At 57.3% G+C, this 19,386-nt stretch carries 18 protein-coding genes; 10 read left to right on the top strand and 8 right to left on the bottom strand.

Annotated elements, in window-relative coordinates:
• Positions 1 to 82: 82 nt before the first annotated feature.
• The 4 genes from ACOTYB_RS15750 to cpxP form a co-directional block, all read right to left on the bottom strand.
• Positions 83 to 1,072, bottom strand: coding sequence for a sulfate ABC transporter substrate-binding protein (locus ACOTYB_RS15750; protein WP_003862012.1), 990 nt, complete (start codon positions 1,070 to 1,072; stop codon positions 83 to 85).
• A 231-nt stretch (positions 1,073 to 1,303) separates the two neighbouring features.
• Positions 1,304 to 2,266, bottom strand: coding sequence for a 6-phosphofructokinase (pfkA, locus tag ACOTYB_RS15745; RefSeq protein ID WP_003862009.1), 963 nt, complete (start codon positions 2,264 to 2,266; stop codon positions 1,304 to 1,306).
• A gap of 184 nt (positions 2,267 to 2,450) precedes the next feature.
• On the bottom strand, positions 2,451 to 3,335 hold the full coding sequence (gene fieF / locus ACOTYB_RS15740) for a CDF family cation-efflux transporter FieF (RefSeq protein ID WP_022652064.1): 885 nt from the start codon (positions 3,333 to 3,335) through the stop codon (positions 2,451 to 2,453).
• A gap of 153 nt (positions 3,336 to 3,488) precedes the next feature.
• Entirely contained in the window at positions 3,489 to 3,995 is a 507-nt protein-coding gene (cpxP, locus tag ACOTYB_RS15735; protein WP_003862006.1) for a cell-envelope stress modulator CpxP, read from the bottom strand.
• A 150-nt stretch (positions 3,996 to 4,145) separates the two neighbouring features.
• Here cpxP and cpxR point away from each other — a divergent pair, with 150 nt between their 5' ends.
• Together cpxR and cpxA are read left to right on the top strand one after the other, a co-directional pair.
• A complete protein-coding gene (cpxR, locus tag ACOTYB_RS15730) occupies positions 4,146 to 4,844 on the top strand; it encodes an envelope stress response regulator transcription factor CpxR (protein ID WP_003862004.1) in 699 nt (232 codons plus the stop codon).
• Entirely contained in the window at positions 4,841 to 6,214 is a 1,374-nt protein-coding gene (cpxA, locus tag ACOTYB_RS15725; protein ID WP_003862003.1) for an envelope stress sensor histidine kinase CpxA, read from the top strand. The genes cpxR and cpxA overlap by 4 nt, the downstream gene beginning before the upstream one ends.
• A 52-nt stretch (positions 6,215 to 6,266) precedes the next feature.
• On the opposite strand, the gene yiiM is transcribed toward cpxA, so the two are convergent.
• Positions 6,267 to 6,941, bottom strand: coding sequence for a 6-hydroxyaminopurine reductase (yiiM, locus tag ACOTYB_RS15720; protein WP_003862001.1), 675 nt, complete (start codon positions 6,939 to 6,941; stop codon positions 6,267 to 6,269).
• 66 nt (positions 6,942 to 7,007) lie between these two features.
• The gene (sodA, locus tag ACOTYB_RS15715) at positions 7,008 to 7,628 is read right to left on the bottom strand and encodes a superoxide dismutase [Mn] (RefSeq protein ID WP_003861999.1); all 621 of its coding nucleotides are present in this window, start codon (positions 7,626 to 7,628) and stop codon (positions 7,008 to 7,010) included.
• A gap of 287 nt (positions 7,629 to 7,915) precedes the next feature.
• On the opposite strand from sodA, the gene rhaT reads away from it, so the two are divergent.
• A complete protein-coding gene (gene rhaT, locus ACOTYB_RS15710; protein ID WP_220153442.1) occupies positions 7,916 to 8,950 on the top strand; it encodes an L-rhamnose/proton symporter RhaT in 1,035 nt (344 codons plus the stop codon).
• Here rhaT and rhaR read toward each other — a convergent pair whose 3' ends face one another.
• Both rhaR and rhaS (ACOTYB_RS15700) read right to left on the bottom strand, forming a co-directional pair.
• Positions 8,951 to 9,799 (bottom strand): HTH-type transcriptional activator RhaR, encoded by an 849-nt coding sequence (rhaR, locus tag ACOTYB_RS15705; protein ID WP_048210855.1) that lies wholly within the window; start codon positions 9,797 to 9,799, stop codon positions 8,951 to 8,953. It lies immediately after the preceding gene.
• A 73-nt stretch (positions 9,800 to 9,872) separates the two neighbouring features.
• Positions 9,873 to 10,709 carry an HTH-type transcriptional activator RhaS gene (gene rhaS, locus ACOTYB_RS15700; RefSeq protein WP_220153443.1) on the bottom strand — a complete coding sequence of 279 codons (837 nt, stop codon included), beginning with the start codon at positions 10,707 to 10,709 and terminating at the stop codon, positions 9,873 to 9,875.
• Positions 10,710 to 11,010: 301 nt separating this feature from the next.
• Here rhaS (ACOTYB_RS15700) and rhaB point away from each other — a divergent pair, with 301 nt between their 5' ends.
• The 7 genes from rhaB (at position 11,011) to ACOTYB_RS15665 (ending at position 19,316) form a co-directional block, all read left to right on the top strand.
• A complete protein-coding gene (gene rhaB / locus ACOTYB_RS15695) occupies positions 11,011 to 12,480 on the top strand; it encodes a rhamnulokinase (protein WP_022652069.1) in 1,470 nt (489 codons plus the stop codon).
• The gene (gene rhaA / locus ACOTYB_RS15690; RefSeq protein WP_003861990.1) at positions 12,477 to 13,736 is read left to right on the top strand and encodes an L-rhamnose isomerase; all 1,260 of its coding nucleotides are present in this window, start codon (positions 12,477 to 12,479) and stop codon (positions 13,734 to 13,736) included. The genes rhaB and rhaA overlap by 4 nt, the downstream gene beginning before the upstream one ends.
• A 96-nt stretch (positions 13,737 to 13,832) precedes the next feature.
• Positions 13,833 to 14,663, top strand: a complete 831-nt coding sequence (gene rhaD, locus ACOTYB_RS15685; RefSeq protein ID WP_126525052.1) for a rhamnulose-1-phosphate aldolase — start codon at positions 13,833 to 13,835, stop codon at positions 14,661 to 14,663.
• Positions 14,664 to 14,745: 82 nt separating this feature from the next.
• Positions 14,746 to 15,732, top strand: a complete 987-nt coding sequence (gene rhaS / locus ACOTYB_RS15680) for a rhamnose ABC transporter substrate-binding protein (protein ID WP_230020152.1) — start codon at positions 14,746 to 14,748, stop codon at positions 15,730 to 15,732.
• A 75-nt stretch (positions 15,733 to 15,807) separates the two neighbouring features.
• The gene (locus tag ACOTYB_RS15675; RefSeq protein WP_047053821.1) at positions 15,808 to 17,310 is read left to right on the top strand and encodes a sugar ABC transporter ATP-binding protein; all 1,503 of its coding nucleotides are present in this window, start codon (positions 15,808 to 15,810) and stop codon (positions 17,308 to 17,310) included.
• Positions 17,311 to 18,315 (top strand): ABC transporter permease, encoded by a 1,005-nt coding sequence (locus ACOTYB_RS15670; protein ID WP_022652071.1) that lies wholly within the window; start codon positions 17,311 to 17,313, stop codon positions 18,313 to 18,315.
• Positions 18,312 to 19,316 (top strand): ABC transporter permease, encoded by a 1,005-nt coding sequence (locus ACOTYB_RS15665; protein ID WP_003861982.1) that lies wholly within the window; start codon positions 18,312 to 18,314, stop codon positions 19,314 to 19,316. The genes ACOTYB_RS15670 and ACOTYB_RS15665 overlap by 4 nt, the downstream gene beginning before the upstream one ends.
• The last annotated feature ends 70 nt before the right edge of the window (positions 19,317 to 19,386 follow it).

Raw genomic sequence — 19,386 nt, 5'->3', positions numbered from 1 at the left:
AAGAGTAACGCAAAATGATGACCAAATAAAAAACCCGGCGGATTTCTCACACCGGGTTACCGTGTCGTTCTTTGTAAAACGCTTAGCGCTTGCTGATCTGGTCGAAGGTGCCGCCGTTAGAGAAGTGCTCTTTCTGCGCTTTGGTCCAGCCGCCAAAAACATCATCGATAGTAAACAGCTTCAGTTTCGGGAAGGCGTTTTCGTATTTCTTCGCGACGGCCTCATCGCGTGGGCGGTAGAAGTTTTTCGCCGCAATTTCCTGCCCTTCCGGTGAGTAGAGGTACTTCAGGTAGGCTTCCGCCACCGCTTTGGTGCCCTTCTTATCAACAACCTTATCGACGACGGAGACGGTCGGCTCAGCGAGGATGGATTCGCTCGGGGTGACGATCTCGAACTTGTCTTTACCCAGCTCGTTGGTCGCCAGCAGGGCTTCGTTTTCCCAGGCGATCAGCACGTCGCCGATGCCGCGCTCGACGAAGGTGTTGGTTGCGCCGCGCGCGCCGGAGTCCAGCACTTCGACGTTTTTAAACAGTGCTTTGACGAAGTCCTGTGCTTTGGCCTGATCGCCGTTGTTGTGGTGCAGCGCGTAGCCCCAGGCCGCCAGGTAGTTCCAGCGTGCGCCGCCGGAACTTTTCGGGTTCGGGGTAATGACAGACACGCCCGGCTTAATCAGGTCGTTCCAGTCTTTAATCTGTTTCGGGTTGCCTTTGCGCACCAGGAAGACGATGGTCGAGGTGTATGGCGCAGAGTTGTCCGGCAGGCGCTTGATCCAGTTTTTGTCGATACGGCCACGCTCCGCGATCGCATCCACGTCATAAGCCAGCGCCAGGGTCACCACGTCGGCTTCGATACCGTTGATCACCGATGTCGCCTGCTTACCGGAACCGCCGTGAGACTGGCGAACCACCACGTTATCGCCGGTTTCCTGTTTCCAGTGCGCCGCGAAAGCTTTGTTGTACTGGTCGTACAGTTCACGCGTCGGATCGTACGACACATTCAGTAACTGAATGTCCTTTGCCAGAACGCTGGTTGATGCCAGCAATAATGTTAACCCCACGCCCCATTTATTCATCGCCCAGCTCTCTTGTGTAGTGTTTTGATGAATGCAGCGTGCCAGAAAGCTAACCGATGATTAAAGAATAAAAAAAGATTGGCTATAACGTGGAGGAATAAAAAAAGTGAATGAGCGGACTGATGCCCTCACCCCAACCCTCTCCCACAGGAGAGGGAGCAACCATAAAAAACGGTAACCCAAGGGTTACCGTTTTGCATTTACCTTGCCGCCACCGGGCAACAGAGCCAATCAGTACAGTTTTTTCGCGCAGTCCAGCCAGTCACCTTTGAACGGACGCTTCATGTTTTCAATGGCATCGATGATGTCATGGTGAACCAGTTTCTCGTTCTGGATACCGACGCAGCGGCCGCCGTGTCCCTGAAGCAGTAGCTCGATCGCGTACGCGCCCATGCGGGACGCCAGGATACGGTCGTACGGGCCTGGGGAACCACCACGCTGAATGTGACCCAGAACGGTCGCGCGGGTTTCGCGTTTGGTTTCGGTTTCGATGTACTTCGCCAGCTCGTCAACGTCACAGATGTGCTCGGTGATAGCAACGATGGCGTGTTTCTTACCTTTCGCGATACCGGCTTTGATTTCAGCGACCAGATCTTCACGGCTAAATTCCACTTCCGGCACCACCACGAACTCACAGCCACCGGCAATTGCCGCTGCCAGAGTCAGGTCACCGCAGTAACGGCCCATCACTTCAACAATGGAAATACGCTGGTGAGAGGAAGAGGTGTCACGCAGGCGGTCAATCGCTTCCACAACGGTACCCAGCGCGGTGAAGTAACCGATGGTGTAGTCGGTGCCTTTAATGTCGTTGTCGATGGTGCCAGGCAGGCCGATGCACGGGAAGCCCATTTCAGTCAGACGTTTTGCACCCATGTAGGAGCCGTCGCCGCCGATAACCACCAGCGCATCCAGACCCCGTTTTTTCATGTTTTCGATAGCCACTTCACGGATGTGTTCGTCACGGAATTCCGGGAAGCGTGCAGAACCGAGGAAAGTACCGCCACGGTTGATCATGTCAGACACGCTGTAGCGGTCGAGCTGAACCATGCGGTCTTCATACAGACCCAGGTAACCGTCATAGATACCAAAAACTTCCAGACCTTCCGTCAGCGCTGCACGGACAACCCCACGGATTGCCGCGTTCATGCCCGGCGCATCACCGCCGCTTGTCAACACACCGATTTTCTTAATCATGACTACCTCTGAACTTAGGAATGCAAAATTGAAATCTGCTGCCGGAAGAAACTGTTCAACCGTCGAATACTGCAAATAGTATATCAATCCCTTCCAGCTGAATTGATTCAGGTCAGGCCATATGGGGGTAATTTATCCACAAAATGCTGCTCTGGCTCACTTTTTTACAACGAATTACGAAAGCTCAAAACGCCCTGGGTACGACAGAGCATGGGTCCTGGTGAATAATGACGTCTGACCCAGGGAAACGCTGCAAAATCGCCTGCTCCACCTGTTCAGCGACCATATGCGCCTGAACCAGTGGCAGGTTGTCTTCCATTTCCAAATGAATCTGAATAAAGCGGGTCGGCCCTGACTGCCGCGTACGAAGATCGTGAGCACCACTGACGCCGGGCCAGTTGGTCACGATGGCATAAATTTCATCACGTTCTGCATCCGGAAGCGCACGGTCAAGAAGCGACTGTACCGCGTCATACCCCATCCGCAAGGCGCTGTATAAAATATAGATCCCTATCCCTAACGCAAACAACGCATCGGCCCGATGCCAGCCATACCAGGCCAGACCAAGCGCAATAAGAATAGCCCCATTCATCATAACATCAGACTGATAATGAAGCATATCGGCCCGTACAGCCTGGCTTTGTGTTTTGCGTACAACCCAGCGCTGGAACGTTACAAGAACAAGTGTGCTTATAAGTGCAACTACCGTTACGACCACGCCAACGCCCGGATCGTTCATTGGTGACGGCGAAACAAGATGCTGAATGCCTGTCAAAAACAGGAAAAGCGCAGAGCCCGAAATAAACATGCTTTGTGCCAGCGCGGCCAGCGATTCCGCTTTGCCGTGGCCAAACGTATGCTCTTCATCCGCCGGTTGCAGCGAGTAGCGCACCACCAGCAGGTTGGTCAGCGAGGCGGCAATATCCACCAGTGAGTCCACCAGCGCCGCCAGAATACTGACCGATCCGGTGTACCACCACGCGAAAATTTTAATGATCAGTAAACACGACGCCATCACCGTCGCGGCTATTGCGGCCCGGCTTACCAGCCGTCCATAGGATTGATTCATAAACACTCCTGTCATGCCATGGCGCTAGTATAACGGATGGTGGTGGAGTGAAAGGATGAATAAAGCGTTAACAAACCGGAACGATGGGCAAAAAAAACCCCCACATCATGTGGGGGAAGACAGGGATGGTGTCTATGGCAAGGAAAACAGGGTTTACTGGTTACTACGGGTACTGCTATTGCTACTGAAAAGCGTCATATCTGAGCTTCGCTGCATCCGTGCAACCTCACGCAACTGGTTCATACGTTGCTGATGTTTGGTATTCAAAACCGCTTGCTGCTCGGGCGTTAGCAGGTGGAACATCTGGTTGCGAACCTTCGCCATCTCTACCTGGCGGGCAACCTGTTCCTGCGCCATTTTTTCGGCCTGAGCGCGTACAGCGCTTTCGTCAAAATTTTCTGCGGTGACAAGGCGATGCATTGTCTCCATTTCGCTAACATTAACAGGGGGCTGGTCGTGTCTTGCCCTCTGCATCAGATCTCGCATCTGTTGACGCTGATGTTCGGTTAAACTTATGCCGTCAAACATATGGCTTTGGCTGCTGTGCTGCGTTGCGCCCTCTGCTGAGGAACCGTTATCGCTGATGATAGCTACAGCAGCCTGGCTAAACGCACTGAAGGCCAGCGTTGAGGCCATGACGGCAGCGGTAACTTTGCGCATCACTTGCTCCCAAAATCTTTCGTGTCGCGATTCAACGAGAGACAGTCTACGATTCAGGCTGCAAACATGCGTCAGGGGGTGTAAAACAACGTAAAGTCATGGATTAGATAGCCTTGATGTCGTAATTTCTGCCTCGGAGGTATTTAAACAATGAATAAAATCCTGTTAGTTGATGATGACCGAGAGCTCACATCTCTTTTAAAGGAGTTGCTCGACATGGAAGGTTTCAACGTCCTGGTTGCCCATGATGGCGAGCAGGCGCTGAGTCTCCTTGACGACAGCATCGATTTACTTTTGCTCGACGTCATGATGCCGAAGAAAAACGGTATTGATACGTTGAAAGAGCTTCGCCAGACACACCAGACCCCCGTCATTATGCTGACCGCACGCGGCAGCGAGCTTGACCGCGTACTCGGCCTTGAGCTGGGTGCGGATGACTATTTACCTAAGCCGTTCAACGACCGTGAACTGGTGGCCCGTATTCGCGCGATCCTGCGCCGCTCTCACTGGAGCGAGCAGCAGCAGAATACCGACAACAGCTCACCTACGCTGGAAGTGGACTCCCTGAGCCTGAACCCGGGCCGACAGGAAGCGAGCTTCGACGGTGAAACGCTGGAGCTAACCGGCACCGAGTTCACCCTGCTGTATCTGCTGGCGCAGCATCTCGGCCAGGTGGTGTCGCGTGAACACTTAAGCCAGGAAGTGCTGGGCAAACGCCTCACCCCGTTTGACCGCGCCATCGACATGCATATCTCGAACCTGCGCCGTAAGCTGCCGGAGCGTAAAGACGGTCATCCCTGGTTCAAAACCCTGCGTGGTCGTGGTTATCTGATGGTTTCCGCTTCATGATAGGCAGCTTAACCGCCCGCATCTTCGCCATCTTCTGGCTGACGCTGGCACTGGTTTTAATGCTCGTTTTGATGTTGCCAAAACTCGACTCACGCCAGATGACGGAGCTACTCGACAGCGAGCAACGTCAGGGCGTGATGATCGAGCAGCACGTGGAAGCGGAGCTGGCAAACGATCCGCCGAACGATTTAATGTGGTGGCGCAGGCTGTTTCGCGCTATCGACAAGTGGGCGCCCCCCGGACAACGTCTTTTACTGGTCACCAGCGAAGGTCGCGTGATTGGGGCCGATCGCAATGAAATGCAGATTATCCGCAACTTTATTGGCCAGGCGGATAACGCCGATCACCCACAGAAAAAGAAATATGGTCGGGTAGAGATGGTTGGTCCTTTCTCGGTTCGGGACGGGGAAGACAATTATCAGCTCTACCTGATTCGCCCTGCGAGCAGTTCCCAGTCCGACTTCATCAACCTGCTGTTTGACCGTCCGCTTTTGCTGTTGATTGTCACGATGCTGGTCAGTTCCCCGCTGCTATTATGGCTGGCGTGGAGCCTGGCGAAACCGGCGCGTAAGCTGAAAAATGCGGCGGACGAAGTGGCGCAGGGCAACCTGAGGCAGCATCCGGAGCTGGAATCCGGGCCGCAGGAGTTCCTGGCCGCCGGAACCAGTTTTAACCAGATGGTCTCTGCTCTTGACCGCATGATGACCGCGCAGCAACGCCTGCTGTCGGATATCTCCCACGAGCTGCGGACGCCGCTCACGCGCTTACAGCTGGGTACCGCCCTGCTGCGCCGCCGCAGCGGTGAGAGCAAAGAGCTGGAGCGTATTGAGACGGAAGCGCATCGCCTGGACAGCATGATAAACGATCTGCTGGTGATGTCGCGCAATCAGCAGAAAAACGCGCTGGTGAGCGAAACGGTGAAAGCCAATCATCTGTGGCATGAGGTGCTGGACAACGCGGCGTTTGAAGCGGAGCAGATGGGCAAATCCTTCACCGTTAACTTCCCGCCGGGCCCGTGGCCGCTCTACGGTAACCCCAACGCGCTGGAAAGCGCGCTGGAAAATATCGTGCGTAACGCCCTGCGCTACTCGCACACGAAGATTGAGGTGGCGTTCTCGGTGGATAAAGACGGGATAACCGTCATTGTCGACGACGACGGTCCTGGCGTCAGCCCGGAAGATCGCGAGCAGATATTCCGTCCGTTCTACCGCACCGACGAGGCGCGCGACCGGGAATCGGGCGGTACGGGACTGGGGCTGGCGATTGTGGAAACCGCCATGCAACAGCACCGTGGCTGGGTGAAAGCCGATGACAGCCCGCTGGGCGGGCTCAGGTTAACGCTGTGGCTGCCGCTGTATAAGCGTTCGTAACCGTATGTGCCGGGTGGCGGCTTCGCCTTACCCGGCCTACTTTCTGCGGGAACTATTTCCCCCATAATCTCCGCGAACTGCTCTCGATCTTGCCGCTTATCCGCCGCTTCTGCATCGTTCTGGTCCAGCTGGTGGATAATCCCGCCGCTGACAGCAGACGGTGATACTGATCGTCATCAAACGGCATATGCCAGGCAATTGCGCAGGCCTCGTACACCGACACCTCACTCAAACGCGAAGCCAGCTCAAGCGGCGCATCCGCCGAAACCTGTCCCGCCTGCACAACGCGATACAGCCAGCCGGTTTTACCCGCGTTTTGCAACTGGGCCGACATATCCTGAATGCCGAAATGGTAATTAAGCTTAAAGCACGGTGAGCGCGGCTGGGTGACCTGAATCAAAGCATCGCCCCAGCGGTAAATATCGCCGATAAAGACGTTCTTCTCCGTCAGCCCCTCCGTTGAGAGATTTTCGCCAAACGCGGGGGCGACGAAGAGGTCAGCCTGTTCAGGAAATTCGGTTTTCCAGTGCTGATAGTGCTCGCGCGGATAATGGCACAGCGCGCGATCGGGCCCGCCGTGGATTTTCTTTTCAGCCTGCTGGTCACCCGCAAGCCCGAGATCGGTCAACGTCAGCTCACCGTCGACCTGCACTTTGGCGATGGCACTCGGGCGGCTGCCTTCGTACTCCCTTACCTTGCCTGTAAACACATTCACCGGGTAATGCATCTCCACTCCTTCAGATACAAAAAAAGCGAGTCATCAGACTCGCTTCTCACAGGCGTCAATGCAACCTTATTTTTTAGCGGCGAAACGCGCTGCTGCTTCGTCCCAGTTCACCACGTCCCAGAAGGCTTTGATGTAGTCAGGGCGACGGTTCTGGAACTTCAGGTAGTAAGCGTGTTCCCACACGTCCAGACCCAGAATTGGGAAGCCGGATGCGCCAGAGATAGCTTCACCCATCAGCGGGGAGTCCTGGTTAGCGGTAGAAACGACCGCCAGTTTGTCACCTTTCAGGACCAGCCACGCCCAGCCAGAGCCGAAACGGGTTGCAGCGGCTTTTTCGAATTCCGCTTTGAAGTTGTCAACGGAACCGAAGTCACGCTCGATAGCCGCTTTCAGGTCGCCCTGAAGGGTGGTGCCGGTTTTCAGGCCTTTCCAGAACAGGCTGTGGTTAGCGTGACCGCCCGCGTTGTTGCGCAGCACGGTTTTCTTGTCTGCCGGCAGCTGGTCCAGTTTGGTGATCAGCTCTTCAACAGGCAGATTAGCGAACTCTGGCAGGCTTTCCAGCGCAGCATTCGCGTTGTTCACGTAGGTCTGGTGGTGTTTAGTGTGATGGATTTCCATCGTCTGCTTGTCGAAATGCGGTTCCAGTGCGTCGTAGGCATACGGCAGGGATGGCAGTGTATAACTCATAATCCTCTCCATTATTGTCGGGCGGCACAGCTGTTAATGCCGCGTAAGCAGTTGGTTCATTATAGTTAATTAAATGATATTGAAAATGATTATCAATGCCGTAGTTTTTATAAGGTTATTCGTTTTTGATAAATGACAAAATTGTGAGTCTGCTCACGTGCTTAACGTGCTGATTGCCATCCTGAACAAAAGTGCGGCAACCTTCTGAAGGTTCCCAAACCGCCTCATTTTTACACTCATCAAGTCGGCGGGAAGCCTCCGGCTATAAAAACGATGAGGATGTAAAAATGAATCATGCGATTACGATGGGTATCTTCTGGCATTTGATAGGCGCGGCCAGTGCAGCCTGTTTCTATGCCCCGTTTAAAAAGGTGAGAGGCTGGTCATGGGAAACCATGTGGTCCGTTGGCGGTACCGTGTCCTGGCTGATTTTGCCGTGGACAATCAGCGCCATGCTGCTGCCCGATTTCTGGGGCTACTTCTCCTCCTTCAACGCCTCCACCCTGCTGCCGGTATTCCTGTTCGGCGCGATGTGGGGCATCGGTAATATCAACTACGGCCTCACCATGCGCTACCTCGGCATGTCGATGGGGATTGGCATCGCGATTGGCATAACGTTGATTGTTGGCACCCTGATGACGCCAATCCTCAACGGCAACTTCGATGTGCTGATCAACACCCAGGGAGGGCGAATGACCCTGCTGGGCGTGCTGGTGGCGGTGATCGGCGTGGGCATCGTCACCCGCGCGGGCCAGCTGAAAGAACGCAAGATGGGCATCAAAGCCGAAGAGTTCAACCTGAAGAAAGGGCTGCTGCTGGCGGTGATGTGCGGCATCTTCTCGGCGGGCATGTCGTTCGCCATGAATGCCGCCAAACCGATGCACGACGCCGCTGCGGCGCTGGGCGTCGATCCGCTGTACGTTGCCCTGCCAAGCTACGTGGTGATCATGGGCGGCGGCGCGCTGGTAAACCTCGGCTTCTGCTTTATTCGTCTGGCAAAAGTGAACAACCTGTCGGTAAAAGCCGACTTCTCGCTGGCAAAACCGCTGATCGTCACCAACGTCCTGCTCTCCGCCCTTGGCGGCCTGATGTGGTATCTGCAATTCTTCTTCTACGCCTGGGGTCACGCCAGTATTCCGGCGCAGTATGACTACATGAGCTGGATGCTGCACATGAGCTTCTACGTGCTGTGCGGCGGGCTGGTTGGGCTGGTGCTGAAAGAGTGGAACAATGCCGGGTGTCGTCCGGTTGGCGTGCTGAGCCTGGGCTGCGTAGTGATTATCATTGCGACCAATATCGTCGGCCTCGGCATGGCGAACTGATTACGCTGCCTTTCGACTGCGATGACGCCACTGAACCGGCGTCATCCCCACCTCACGGTTAAACACCACCGAAAAGTAGTTACTGTCCTCAAAGCCGCAGCGCATCGCCACTTCACTCACCATCAGCTCCGTATGCTGTAACAGGTACTGGGCGTGGCAGATGCGCAGCTGGCGCAGATAGTGGTTTACCGTCATCCCCGTCTGGGTGCGGAACTGCTGGCGCAGCGCGCGCTCGCTGCACTGCTCCTGCTCGCAGAATTTTTCCAGCACGAAACTCTTGTTCAGACTGCCCGCAAGCCGGGTGATGAGCTTATCCAGCAGCGCTTCCTGCATGGTGGCAGAGGGATTATCCGTAGCGTAACGATGGCGCTTCAGGGTCATCACCAGCTGGGCGAAAAGCAGCTCCGACATCTGGTTTGCCACCGGATCGCTCTTCTGACTCTCCTGCTCCAGCTGGGAAATCGTCTGGCGCACCTGAGCCATGCCGTTGCTGCTTAAGCGCCAGTGCGGTTCGCCTCTGGCATTATGAAAACCGGGGATATTGCCCGCCCAGTCGACATTCAGTTTAAGTCTGTCGGGGCAATAGATGACGTTCTGCAACACCAGATCGTTAACCGAGGCGTAGGAGTGTTTGTCTTCAGCGCGGATGTAGAACAGGTCTCCGCGCGTGATGCGGTAGGGACGGTCGTTGAGGACGTGCAGGCCATTGCCCCGCCACACCAGCACCAGCTCGCAAAACTCGTGGGTGTGCTCGGCGAAGACGTTTTGCGGGTAGCGGTCGGCCACCGCGACGGCCTGACTCGCGGAGGCAAAAAAATCATCTTTGCGAAGAATGAGCTGAGCAGCCACACCACAACCTCTACGGCGAATAACCGGACATTATTAGCCTTTTTGCAGCAAAAAAACGGTGACTGCCCTCGCGTTACTGAAGCAACGCGTCTTTCCCCTGACGAATATCGCGCGGCGACCAGCTAAACTCCCGGCGAAACAGCGTCGAAAAGTGGTTACTGTCGCCGAAACCGCAGCGATAGGCGATATCGGTGACGCTTTCGTCGGTATGACGTAAAAGGTGACGCGCTTTGATCAGGCGCAGACGGTTAAGGTAACGCTGCGGCGTCAGGCCGGTATGCTGCTTGAGCTGACGATGCAGCGTGCGCAGCGAGAGCGAAAAGTCATCCGCCAGCGTTTCCCAGCAGACATCTTCGGCGAAATGATCTTCCAGCCATGCCATCAGCTGATTCAGGCGCGCGTCGTTATTTTCCAGCCCTTCCACCAGGCTGCTGCGCCGCAGCAGCACCAGCAGCTGCATAAACAGCAGCTCGCGGGTAGCAATGGCGTGCGTCTCCTGTCCATCCTCGCTCTGCTCCATCTGGCTCACCAGCTGACTCACCTGCTGCAACGTGGACTGATTCACCCGCCAGTGCGACGGATAATGGCCGTCCTTCTCCTGCGGCAACAGCTGATTCAGCCCGGAAAGAAACTGGAACGCATCCGGAGAACGATAGAGCACATTGGTCAGGCACAGGTTGTCGGTATGTTCATACAGGTGCCTGTCGTGATCGCGCACGAAGCACACCGTACCGCCGCTGATGGTATACGGCTGACCGTTAAACACGTGGATGCCCGTTCCGTGCTCAACAATCACAATTTCATGAAAATCATGATGATGCTCCGGGAACGCAGCCTGAGGCAGCCGTGGCTCAATCGCGACCGGCGAAGCCCCCGTAGGAAAAAAATCGACGCTGTGCAGTACGGTCATAACGGCCCCCACCAATGAGAAAAGTTCTCAAAATAGTAATTAAGGCCTTTCACGCTCACCTTAAATTTTTGACAGCAAACCGCGCAAAAGCTGTCGGTTTTTCAAGAAACAGGCGGAAAGATCGGGAAATGCGGTCAGCGTCACACTGCCTGCAAACCCCGCCATTACTGGAAACTGTGAACTCCCTCACGTTCATCTTTGCTTTCTTGCCAGCGCGAGATTTGGGCTGTCAGTGGCGAGAAGGTGGCTATTTCTTCCCTTTCTTACACTCCTCGCTAATGACTTAAGAAAGGACCCGACCATGACTTTTCGCCATTGTGTGGCTGTCGATTTAGGCGCATCCAGCGGCCGTGTAATGCTCGCCACCTGGGACTGCGACCTGCACACCCTTACGCTTCGCGAAATGCACCGTTTCGCCAATTGTCTGCAAAAACAGGACGGTTTTGTTACCTGGGATATCGACGCCCTGGAAGCAGAGATCCGCACCGGACTTCACAACGTCTGCGAAGACGGTATTCGCATCGACAGTATCGGCATTGATACCTGGGGTGTGGATTACGTACTGCTGGACCGTCACGGCGAACGCGTCGGCCTGCCCGTCTCCTACCGCGACAGCCGCACCGATGGGCTAATGGCGCACGCCATCGCCCAGCTTGGCAAGGAGAACATCTATGGTCGCAGCGGCATTCAGTTTCTGCCGTTTAACACGCTGTATCAGCTGCGCGCGCTGGTTGAGCAACAGCCAGAGCTGGTCGAAAAGGTGGCGCATGCGCTGCTGATCCCGGACTACTTAAGCTACCGTCTGACCGGCAACATGAACTGGGAATACACCAACGCCACCACCACGCAGTTGGTCAATATCAACACCGATAACTGGGATGAACATCTGCTGGCCTGGACGGGCGCCTCGCCGTCCTGGTTTGGCGCGCCAACCCATCCGGGCAATGTGATCGGCCACTGGCTTTGCCCGCAGGGGAATAAAATCCCCGTTGTCGCCGTCGCCAGCCACGACACCGCGAGCGCGGTCATTGCCTCGCCGCTCGCCGGCAAAGATGCGGCCTACCTCTCATCCGGCACCTGGTCGCTGATGGGCTTTGAGAGCAAAACGCCCTACACCAGCGATGCCGCGCTGGCCGCGAACATCACCAACGAAGGCGGTGCCGAAGGGCGCTACCGGGTGCTGAAGAACATCATGGGCCTGTGGCTGCTCCAGCGGGTGCTGAAAGAGCAGAACATCACCGACCTGCCCGAGCTTATCGCCGAAACCGAAACGCTGAAGGCCTGTACCTTCCTGATTAACCCGAACGATGACCGCTTTATCAACCCGGCGCACATGAGCGCCGAAATCCAGGCCGCCTGTTTTGAAGCGGGGCAGCCGGTACCTTCCCGCCCCGCCGAGCTGGCACGCTGCATTTTTGACAGTCTCGCCCTGCTGTATGCCGACATCCTGAGCGAGCTGGCTGACCTTCGCGGCAAACCGTTCACACAACTGCATATCGTGGGCGGCGGCTGCCAGAACCAACTGCTGAACCAGCTCTGCGCGGATGCATGCGGCATTACCGTGGTGGCAGGTCCGATTGAAGCCTCCACGCTCGGCAATATCGGCATTCAGCTGATGACCCTGGACGAACTGTCCAACGTCGACGATTTCCGTTCGGTGGTGACGGCGAATAACAGCCTGACCACCTTCACCCCCCATCCCTGCCATGAAATTGCCCGCTACCGGGCGCAGTTTCAGCAAAAACGACTGACTAAGGAGCTTTGCGCATGACCACTCAACTTGAACAAGCCTGGGATCTGGCTAAACAGCGTTTCGCCGCCGTCGGCGTGGATGTCGAAGAGGCGCTGCGCCAGCTCGATCGTCTGCCCGTCTCCATGCACTGCTGGCAGGGTGATGATGTCGCCGGTTTCGAGAACCCGGGCGGTTCCCTGACGGGGGGTATTCAGGCCACGGGTAACTATCCTGGCAAAGCGCGCAACGCCACCGAACTGCGTGCGGATCTGGAGCTGGCGCTGAGCCTGATCCCCGGGCCAAAGCGCCTGAACCTGCACGCCATTTATCTCGAATCCGATGAGCCGGTCGCGCGTAACGAAATCAAACCGGAACACTTTACGAACTGGGTGGCGTGGGCGAAAGCCAACCGGCTGGGTCTGGATTTTAACCCGTCCTGCTTCTCGCACCCGCTGAGCGCGGACGGGTTTACCCTTGCGCATGCCAACGATGAAATCCGCCAGTTCTGGATCGACCATGTCAAAGCCAGCCGCCGCGTCTCGGCTTATTTTGGCGAGCAGCTTGGCACGCCATCGGTAATGAATATCTGGATCCCGGACGGCATGAAGGACATCACCGTAGACCGACTGGCCCCGCGTCAGCGCCTGCTGGCCGCGCTGGATGAAGCCATCAGCGAGAAGCTGGACCCGGCGCACCACATCGACGCCGTCGAGAGCAAGCTGTTCGGCATTGGCGCAGAGAGCTACACCGTGGGCTCAAACGAGTTCTACATGGGTTATGCCACCAGCCGCCAGACCGCGCTGTGCCTGGATGCCGGCCACTTCCACCCAACGGAAGTCATCTCCGACAAGATCTCCGCCGCCATGCTCTACGTGCCGCGCCTGCTGCTGCACGTCAGCCGCCCGGTGCGCTGGGACAGCGACCACGTGGTGCTGCTGGATGACGAAACCCAGGCCATTGCCAGCGAAATCATCCGCCACAACCTCTTTGACCGCGTACATATCGGCCTCGACTTCTTCGACGCCTCCATCAACCGCATCGCGGCGTGGGTTATCGGCACCCGTAACATGAAGAAAGCCCTGCTGCGCGCGCTGCTGGAGCCTGTCGCCGCCCTGAAACAGCTGGAAGAAAACGGCGACTACACCGCGCGCCTGGCGCTGCTGGAAGAGCAGAAATCCCTGCCGTGGCAGGCGGTGTGGGAGATGTACTGCCAGCGTCACGATGCACCTGCGGGCAGCCAGTGGCTGGATAACGTGCGGGCGTATGAGAAAGAGGTTCTTGCCGCTCGTCAGTAAAAAACATCGCCCGGCGGCGCGTTGCTTGCCGGGCCTACAGATAAGACCAGGCCGGGTAAGCGTAACGCCACCCGGCATTTTCAAAGGAACTACAGTATGCAGACCATCACCACTTCCTGGTTCGTCCAGGGCATGATCAAAGCCACCTCTGACGCCTGGCTCAAGGGCTGGGATGAGCGCAACGGCGGCAACCTGACGCTACGCCTGGACGACGCGGATATCGAGCCATTTGCCTCCGATTTCCACCAGAAGCCGCGCTATATCACCCTGAGCCAGCCGATGCCGCTGCTCGCCAACACGCCGTTTATCGTCACCGGTTCCGGGAAGTTTTTCCGCAACGTACAGCTGGACCCGGAAGCCAACCTCGGCGTGGTGAAGGTGGACAGCGACGGCGCGGGTTACCACATTCTCTGGGGACTGACGGACGACGCGGTACCGACATCCGAACTGCCGGCGCACTTCCTCTCCCACTGCGAGCGCATCAAGGCGACCAATGGCAAGGACCGCGTAATCATGCACTGCCACGCCACCAACCTGATCGCCCTGACCTACGTGCTGGAAAATAATTCTGATTTCTTCACCCGCAAACTGTGGGAAGGCAGCACCGAGTGTCTGGTGGTGTTCCCGGACGGCGTCGGCATTCTGCCGTGGATGGTGCCGGGTACCGACGAAATCGGCCAGGCGACCGCGACGGACATGCAGAAGCACTCACTGGTGCTGTGGCCGTTCCACGGCGTCTTCGGCAGCGGCCCGACACTGGATGAAACCTTCGGCCTGATCGACACCGCCGAGAAATCCGCGGAGGTGCTGGTGAAGGTCTATTCCATGGGCGGCATGAAGCAGACCATCACCCGGGAAGAGCTGATTGCCCTGGGCAAACGCTTTGGCGTCACCCCGATGCAGTCGGCGTTAGATCTGTACCAATAACAACATCGCGCCCCGCTCACCGAGACGGGGCGAAAACCGCCTGCAATCCCTACAACTAACTCAAGTCAGTGGAGTAAAAGCAATGAAAATAAAAGCAAGCTTGATCCTCACCGTTGCCGCTCTGGCGTTGTCCGGTTCCGCTTTAGCAGAAGTGAAAATCGCCCTGGTGGCGAAGTCCTTAGGGAATGGATTCTTCGAGGCAGCGAACGTCGGCGCGCAGGAGGCGGCCAAAGAGTTAGGCGATGTAAAAGTGATTTATACCGGCCCGACCACCACCACGGCGGAAGCGCAGATCGAGGTGCTGAACGGGCTGATCGCCCAGGGCGTGGATGCGATCGCAATTTCCGCGAACGATCCGGACGCCGTCGTGCCGGTGCTGAAAAAAGCGATGCAGCGCGGCATTAAGGTTGTGTCGTGGGATTCCGGGGTGGCGAAAGCCGGGCGTCAGATCCATCTCAACCCGTCCAATAACGCCCTGATTGGCGAAACCAACGTCAAGCTCGCCGCCGATGCCCTGAAAGCGCTGAACGTGGAGAAGGGCGAAGTAGCGGTGCTGAGCGCCACGCCAACCTCCACCAACCAGAACACCTGGATTGCGGAGATGAAAAAGATGCTGCCGAAGTACCCGTCCGTCAATCTGGTGACCGTGGCCTACGGAGACGATCTCTCTGACAAAAGCTACCGCGAAGCGGTCGGCCTGCTGAAAACCTACCCGGAGCTGAAAGTCATCGTCTCGCCGTCGTCCGTGGGCATTGTGGCTGCCGCGCAGGCGGTGAAGGACCAGGGCAAGATTGGCAAAGTGTACGTCACCGGTTTAGGCCTGCCGTCTGAGATGGCGGGCGCGGTGAAATCCGGCGCGAGCAAGAGCTTTGCCATCTGGAACCCGATTGACCTGGGCTATGCCGCGACTTACTTAGCGGACGATCTGGTGAAAGGCACGGCCACGAAAGGTGAGGCCAGCATGGGCAAACTGGGCAAAGTGAAGCTGGATGCGGACGGCAACGGCGCGATGGCCGAGCCGTTCGTCTACGATGCCAGCAATATTGATAAGTTCTCGAAAATCTTTTGATCCTTTCCCCCCTCACCCTAGCCCTCTCCCAAAGGGAGAGGGTCGGGGTGAGGGTGAACCAAACGGAGAACTATCATGACCCCATTGCTACAGCTTTCTGGCATCACCAAGGTGTTCCCCGGCGTACGTGCTCTTGAGAACGTGCAGCTTGCGCTGTGGCCCGGCAAAGTGACGGCGCTTATCGGCGAAAACGGCGCGGGCAAGTCGACGCTGGTCAAAGTGATGACCGGCATATACCAGCCCGACGAGGGCGAAATTCTCTACAAGGCGATCCCCGTTCACCTTCCAACGCCGGAGTCGGCGCATAAAATGGGTATCACCGCCATACACCAGGAAACCGTCCTGTTTGATGAACTCTCGGTCACCGAAAATATCTTTGCTGGTCAGTACCTTCACAAAGGCTTCCTGAAAAAGCTCGACTGGCCGGAAATGCACCGCCGGGCGCAGGCTATTCTCGCCCGCCTTGAGGTGCAAATCGACCCGCGCGCAACGCTGAAAACCCTAAGCATCGCCCAGCGTCACATGGTGGCGATTGCCCGCGCGCTGTCGTTTGAGGCACAGGTGGTGATCCTCGACGAACCCACGGCGGCGTTGTCGCAGCATGAAATCCTCGAGTTTTACCAGATTGTGGAGCGCTTAAAGCAGGAGGGAAAAGCCATCCTGTTTATCTCCCACAAGTTCGACGAGATTTTTGAGCTGGCCGATCACTACACCATTTTGCGCGACGGCGTGTTCGTCGGTGCAGGGGCAATAAATGAGATCACCGAGGAGCGGATGGTGTCGATGATGGTCGGGCGCGCCATTACCCAAACCTTCCCGAAAATCGACTGCGAAAAAGGCGAGACGGTGCTGGAGGTGAAAAACCTCTGCCATCCGACCGAGTTTGCGCATATCTCGTTCTCCCTGCGTAAAGGGGAAATCCTCGGCTTTTACGGGCTGGTGGGTGCCGGGCGTACCGAATTGATGCAGGCGCTTTCCGGCGTCACGCGGCCATCGTCCGGGGAAATTATCCTCAACGGACAGCCCCGGCGCTTCCGCCAGCCTGCGGATGCGATCAAAGCCGGTATTGTCTGCGTGCCGGAAGAAAGGCAGAAACAGGGGGCGATTATCGCCCTGCCGATTGCCCAGAACATCAGCCTGCCTCAGCTTAGCACGCTCAATCCGAACGGCGTGCTGCATGACGACCGTGAATGGAAACTGGCGAACGAGTACGCCAAACGCCTGCAAGTGAAAGCCTTCAGCTGGAAGCAGGCGGTGGAGACCCTCTCTGGCGGCAACCAGCAAAAGGTGGTGATCGGCAAATGGCTGGCGACGCACCCTGACGTGATCATCCTCGATGAGCCAACAAAAGGCATCGATATCGGCTCAAAGGCAGCCGTGCATCAGTTTATGTCCGAGCTGGTCAGTCAGGGGCTGGCGGTGATTATGGTCTCGTCCGAACTACCGGAAGTGATGGGCATGGCGGATCGCATTATCGTCATGCACGAGGGGCTGATGGTGGCCGAATACCAGGCGGGAGACGCGACGGCGGAAACCATCGTCAGCGCCGCCAGCGGTGCAAAACAGGAGGCGGCATAAATGCTTAGCTCACTCTTAAAACACCGCGAAGCCCTGCTGGGCGCGGTGATTATCCTGATGATCGTCGCCATTGGCAGCCGCGTGCCATCGTTTATCGCGCCGGGCAACCTGGTGGAGATGTTTAACGACACCGCCATTCTGATCGTCCTCGCGCTCGGGCAGATGATGGTGCTGCTCACTAAAGGCATCGACCTGTCGATGGCGGCCAATCTGGCCCTGACCGGGATGATTGTCGCCCTGATTAACTTCCATTACCCGGACGTGCCCGTCTGGGCGCTGCTGATCCTCGCCAGCGCGCTTGGGCTGCTGATGGGCGCGATAAACGGCCTGCTGGTGTGGAAGCTGGGCATTCCGGCGATTGTGGTAACACTCGGCACCATGAGCATCTACCGCGGAATGATCTTTTTGCTCTCCGGCGGCGGCTGGGTGAACTCCAACCAGATGGGTGCAGACTTCCTCGGCCTGCCGCGTGCGTCAGTGCTGGGCCTGCCGGTGCTGAGCTGGTGCGCCATCGCCGTACTGCTGCTGGTGGGCTACTTCCTGCGCTACAGCCGCACCGGACGGGCGCTCTACACCGCAGGCGGGAACGCCACGGCAGCGTACTACACCGGGATCAACGCCGGGAAAATGCAGTTCATCAGCTTCTGCCTTTCCGGTCTGCTGGCCGGGTTCTGCGGCTACCTGTGGATATCGCGCTTTGCCGTTGCGTATGTTGACGTCGCTAACGGTTTTGAATTGCAGGTGGTGGCAGCCTGCGTGATTGGCGGGATCAGCACCATGGGCGGCACCGGTCGCGTGCTCGGCTGTCTGTTCGGGGCGCTGTTCCTTGGCGTCATCAACAACGCCCTGCCGGTGATCGGCGTCTCTCCGTTCTGGCAGATGGCGATTTCCGGCTCGGTCATTGTCATCGCTGTGCTGCTGAACGAGCGCGGCAACAAGCGCAAAGGCAGGCTGATCCTGCGCGACGCGGCGCTGGCACGTCAGAAACTGGCGGTGAAACCATGAGCAAAATGATGACATCTGAAGAGTTCAAACCCACTTCTGCGCCGGGCATCTTCCAGCGTCTGCTGTGCTGGGAGGGCTTCCTGCTGGCGGTGACGCTGGCGGTGTTTGTGGTGAACGCGCTCGCCTCGCCCTACTTCCTCAATATCTGGAACCTCTCCGACGCGACGTTCAACTTCACGGAAAAAGCGATCATTGTGTTGCCGATGGCGATGCTGATTATCGCCCGGGAAATTGACCTGTCGGTGGCCTCCACCATCGCGCTCAGCTCCACGGTGATGGGCTTTTGCGCGGCGGCGGGCGTCGATACGCCACTGCTGGTGTGCGTGGGATTAGGCGTCGGGCTACTGTGCGGGTTGTTCAACGGCATTCTGGTGACGCGCTTTAACCTGTCGTCCATCGTCATCACCATCGGCACCATGAGCCTGTACCGCGGGATCACCTACATCCTGCTCGGGGACCAGGCGCTGAACAGCTACCCGGAGAGCTTTGCCTGGTTCGGCCAGGGCTACGTCTGGGGCGCATTGTCGTTTGAGTTCGCGCTGTTTATCGTGCTGGCCGCTCTGTTTGCCTTTGTGCTGCACCGTACCAACTTTGGCCGCCGCACCTACGCCATCGGCAACAACCCGACCGGCGCGTGGTACTCCGGCATCAACGTGAAGCGCCACAACCTGATCCTCTTCGCGCTGGTGGGGCTGATGTCCGGCCTGGCGTCGGTGCTGCTCACCTCGCGTCTGGGCAGCACCCGTCCGACCATCGCGATGGGCTGGGAGCTGGCGGTGGTGACGATGGCGGTGCTCGGCGGCGTCAATATTCTCGGTGGGTCCGGCAGCATGGTGGGCGTGATTATCGCCGCCTTCCTGATGGGGCTGGTGACCTTCGGCCTGAGCCTGCTCAACGTGCCCGGCATTGTGATGTCGGTGATTATCGGCGCGATGCTTATCGTGGTGATTTCGCTGCCGATTATTACCCGCCGGATTATGCAGCGAAGACGGATCTCATAGCCGGGTGGAGCTGCGTTTACCCGGCCTGCTTAACCGTAGGCCCGCGCAAGCGCAGCGCCGCCGGGCATAA

This window comes from Enterobacter cloacae complex sp. IR5450 (assembly GCF_049238665.1).
In the GTDB taxonomy this organism is placed as follows: domain Bacteria; phylum Pseudomonadota; class Gammaproteobacteria; order Enterobacterales; family Enterobacteriaceae; genus Enterobacter; species Enterobacter hormaechei_C.
Note: the sequence above shows the minus strand (reverse complement) of the source record. Positions and strands in the feature narration are given on the sequence as shown.

Excerpts from the sequence above, each read along its gene's own strand:
- yiiM (WP_003862001.1), bottom strand. The coding sequence starts at position 6,941 with ATGCATTACCCGGTGAATGTGTTTACAGGCAAGGTAAGGGAGTACGAA.
- rhaB (WP_022652069.1), top strand. The coding sequence starts at position 11,011 with ATGACTTTTCGCCATTGTGTGGCTGTCGATTTAGGCGCATCCAGCGGC.
- ACOTYB_RS15750 (WP_003862012.1), bottom strand. The coding sequence starts at position 1,072 with ATGAATAAATGGGGCGTGGGGTTAACATTATTGCTGGCATCAACCAGC.
- rhaD (WP_126525052.1), top strand. The coding sequence starts at position 13,833 with ATGCAGACCATCACCACTTCCTGGTTCGTCCAGGGCATGATCAAAGCC.
- rhaT (WP_220153442.1), top strand. The coding sequence starts at position 7,916 with ATGAATCATGCGATTACGATGGGTATCTTCTGGCATTTGATAGGCGCG.
- fieF (WP_022652064.1), bottom strand. The coding sequence starts at position 3,335 with ATGAATCAATCCTATGGACGGCTGGTAAGCCGGGCCGCAATAGCCGCG.
- ACOTYB_RS15665 (WP_003861982.1), top strand. The coding sequence starts at position 18,312 with ATGAGCAAAATGATGACATCTGAAGAGTTCAAACCCACTTCTGCGCCG.
- cpxP (WP_003862006.1), bottom strand. The coding sequence starts at position 3,995 with ATGCGCAAAGTTACCGCTGCCGTCATGGCCTCAACGCTGGCCTTCAGT.
- cpxR (WP_003862004.1), top strand. The coding sequence starts at position 4,146 with ATGAATAAAATCCTGTTAGTTGATGATGACCGAGAGCTCACATCTCTT.
- cpxA (WP_003862003.1), top strand. The coding sequence starts at position 4,841 with ATGATAGGCAGCTTAACCGCCCGCATCTTCGCCATCTTCTGGCTGACG.
- ACOTYB_RS15670 (WP_022652071.1), top strand. The coding sequence starts at position 17,311 with ATGCTTAGCTCACTCTTAAAACACCGCGAAGCCCTGCTGGGCGCGGTG.
- rhaA (WP_003861990.1), top strand. The coding sequence starts at position 12,477 with ATGACCACTCAACTTGAACAAGCCTGGGATCTGGCTAAACAGCGTTTC.
- rhaS (WP_220153443.1), bottom strand. The coding sequence starts at position 10,709 with ATGACCGTACTGCACAGCGTCGATTTTTTTCCTACGGGGGCTTCGCCG.
- ACOTYB_RS15675 (WP_047053821.1), top strand. The coding sequence starts at position 15,808 with ATGACCCCATTGCTACAGCTTTCTGGCATCACCAAGGTGTTCCCCGGC.
- sodA (WP_003861999.1), bottom strand. The coding sequence starts at position 7,628 with ATGAGTTATACACTGCCATCCCTGCCGTATGCCTACGACGCACTGGAA.
- pfkA (WP_003862009.1), bottom strand. The coding sequence starts at position 2,266 with ATGATTAAGAAAATCGGTGTGTTGACAAGCGGCGGTGATGCGCCGGGC.
- rhaS (WP_230020152.1), top strand. The coding sequence starts at position 14,746 with ATGAAAATAAAAGCAAGCTTGATCCTCACCGTTGCCGCTCTGGCGTTG.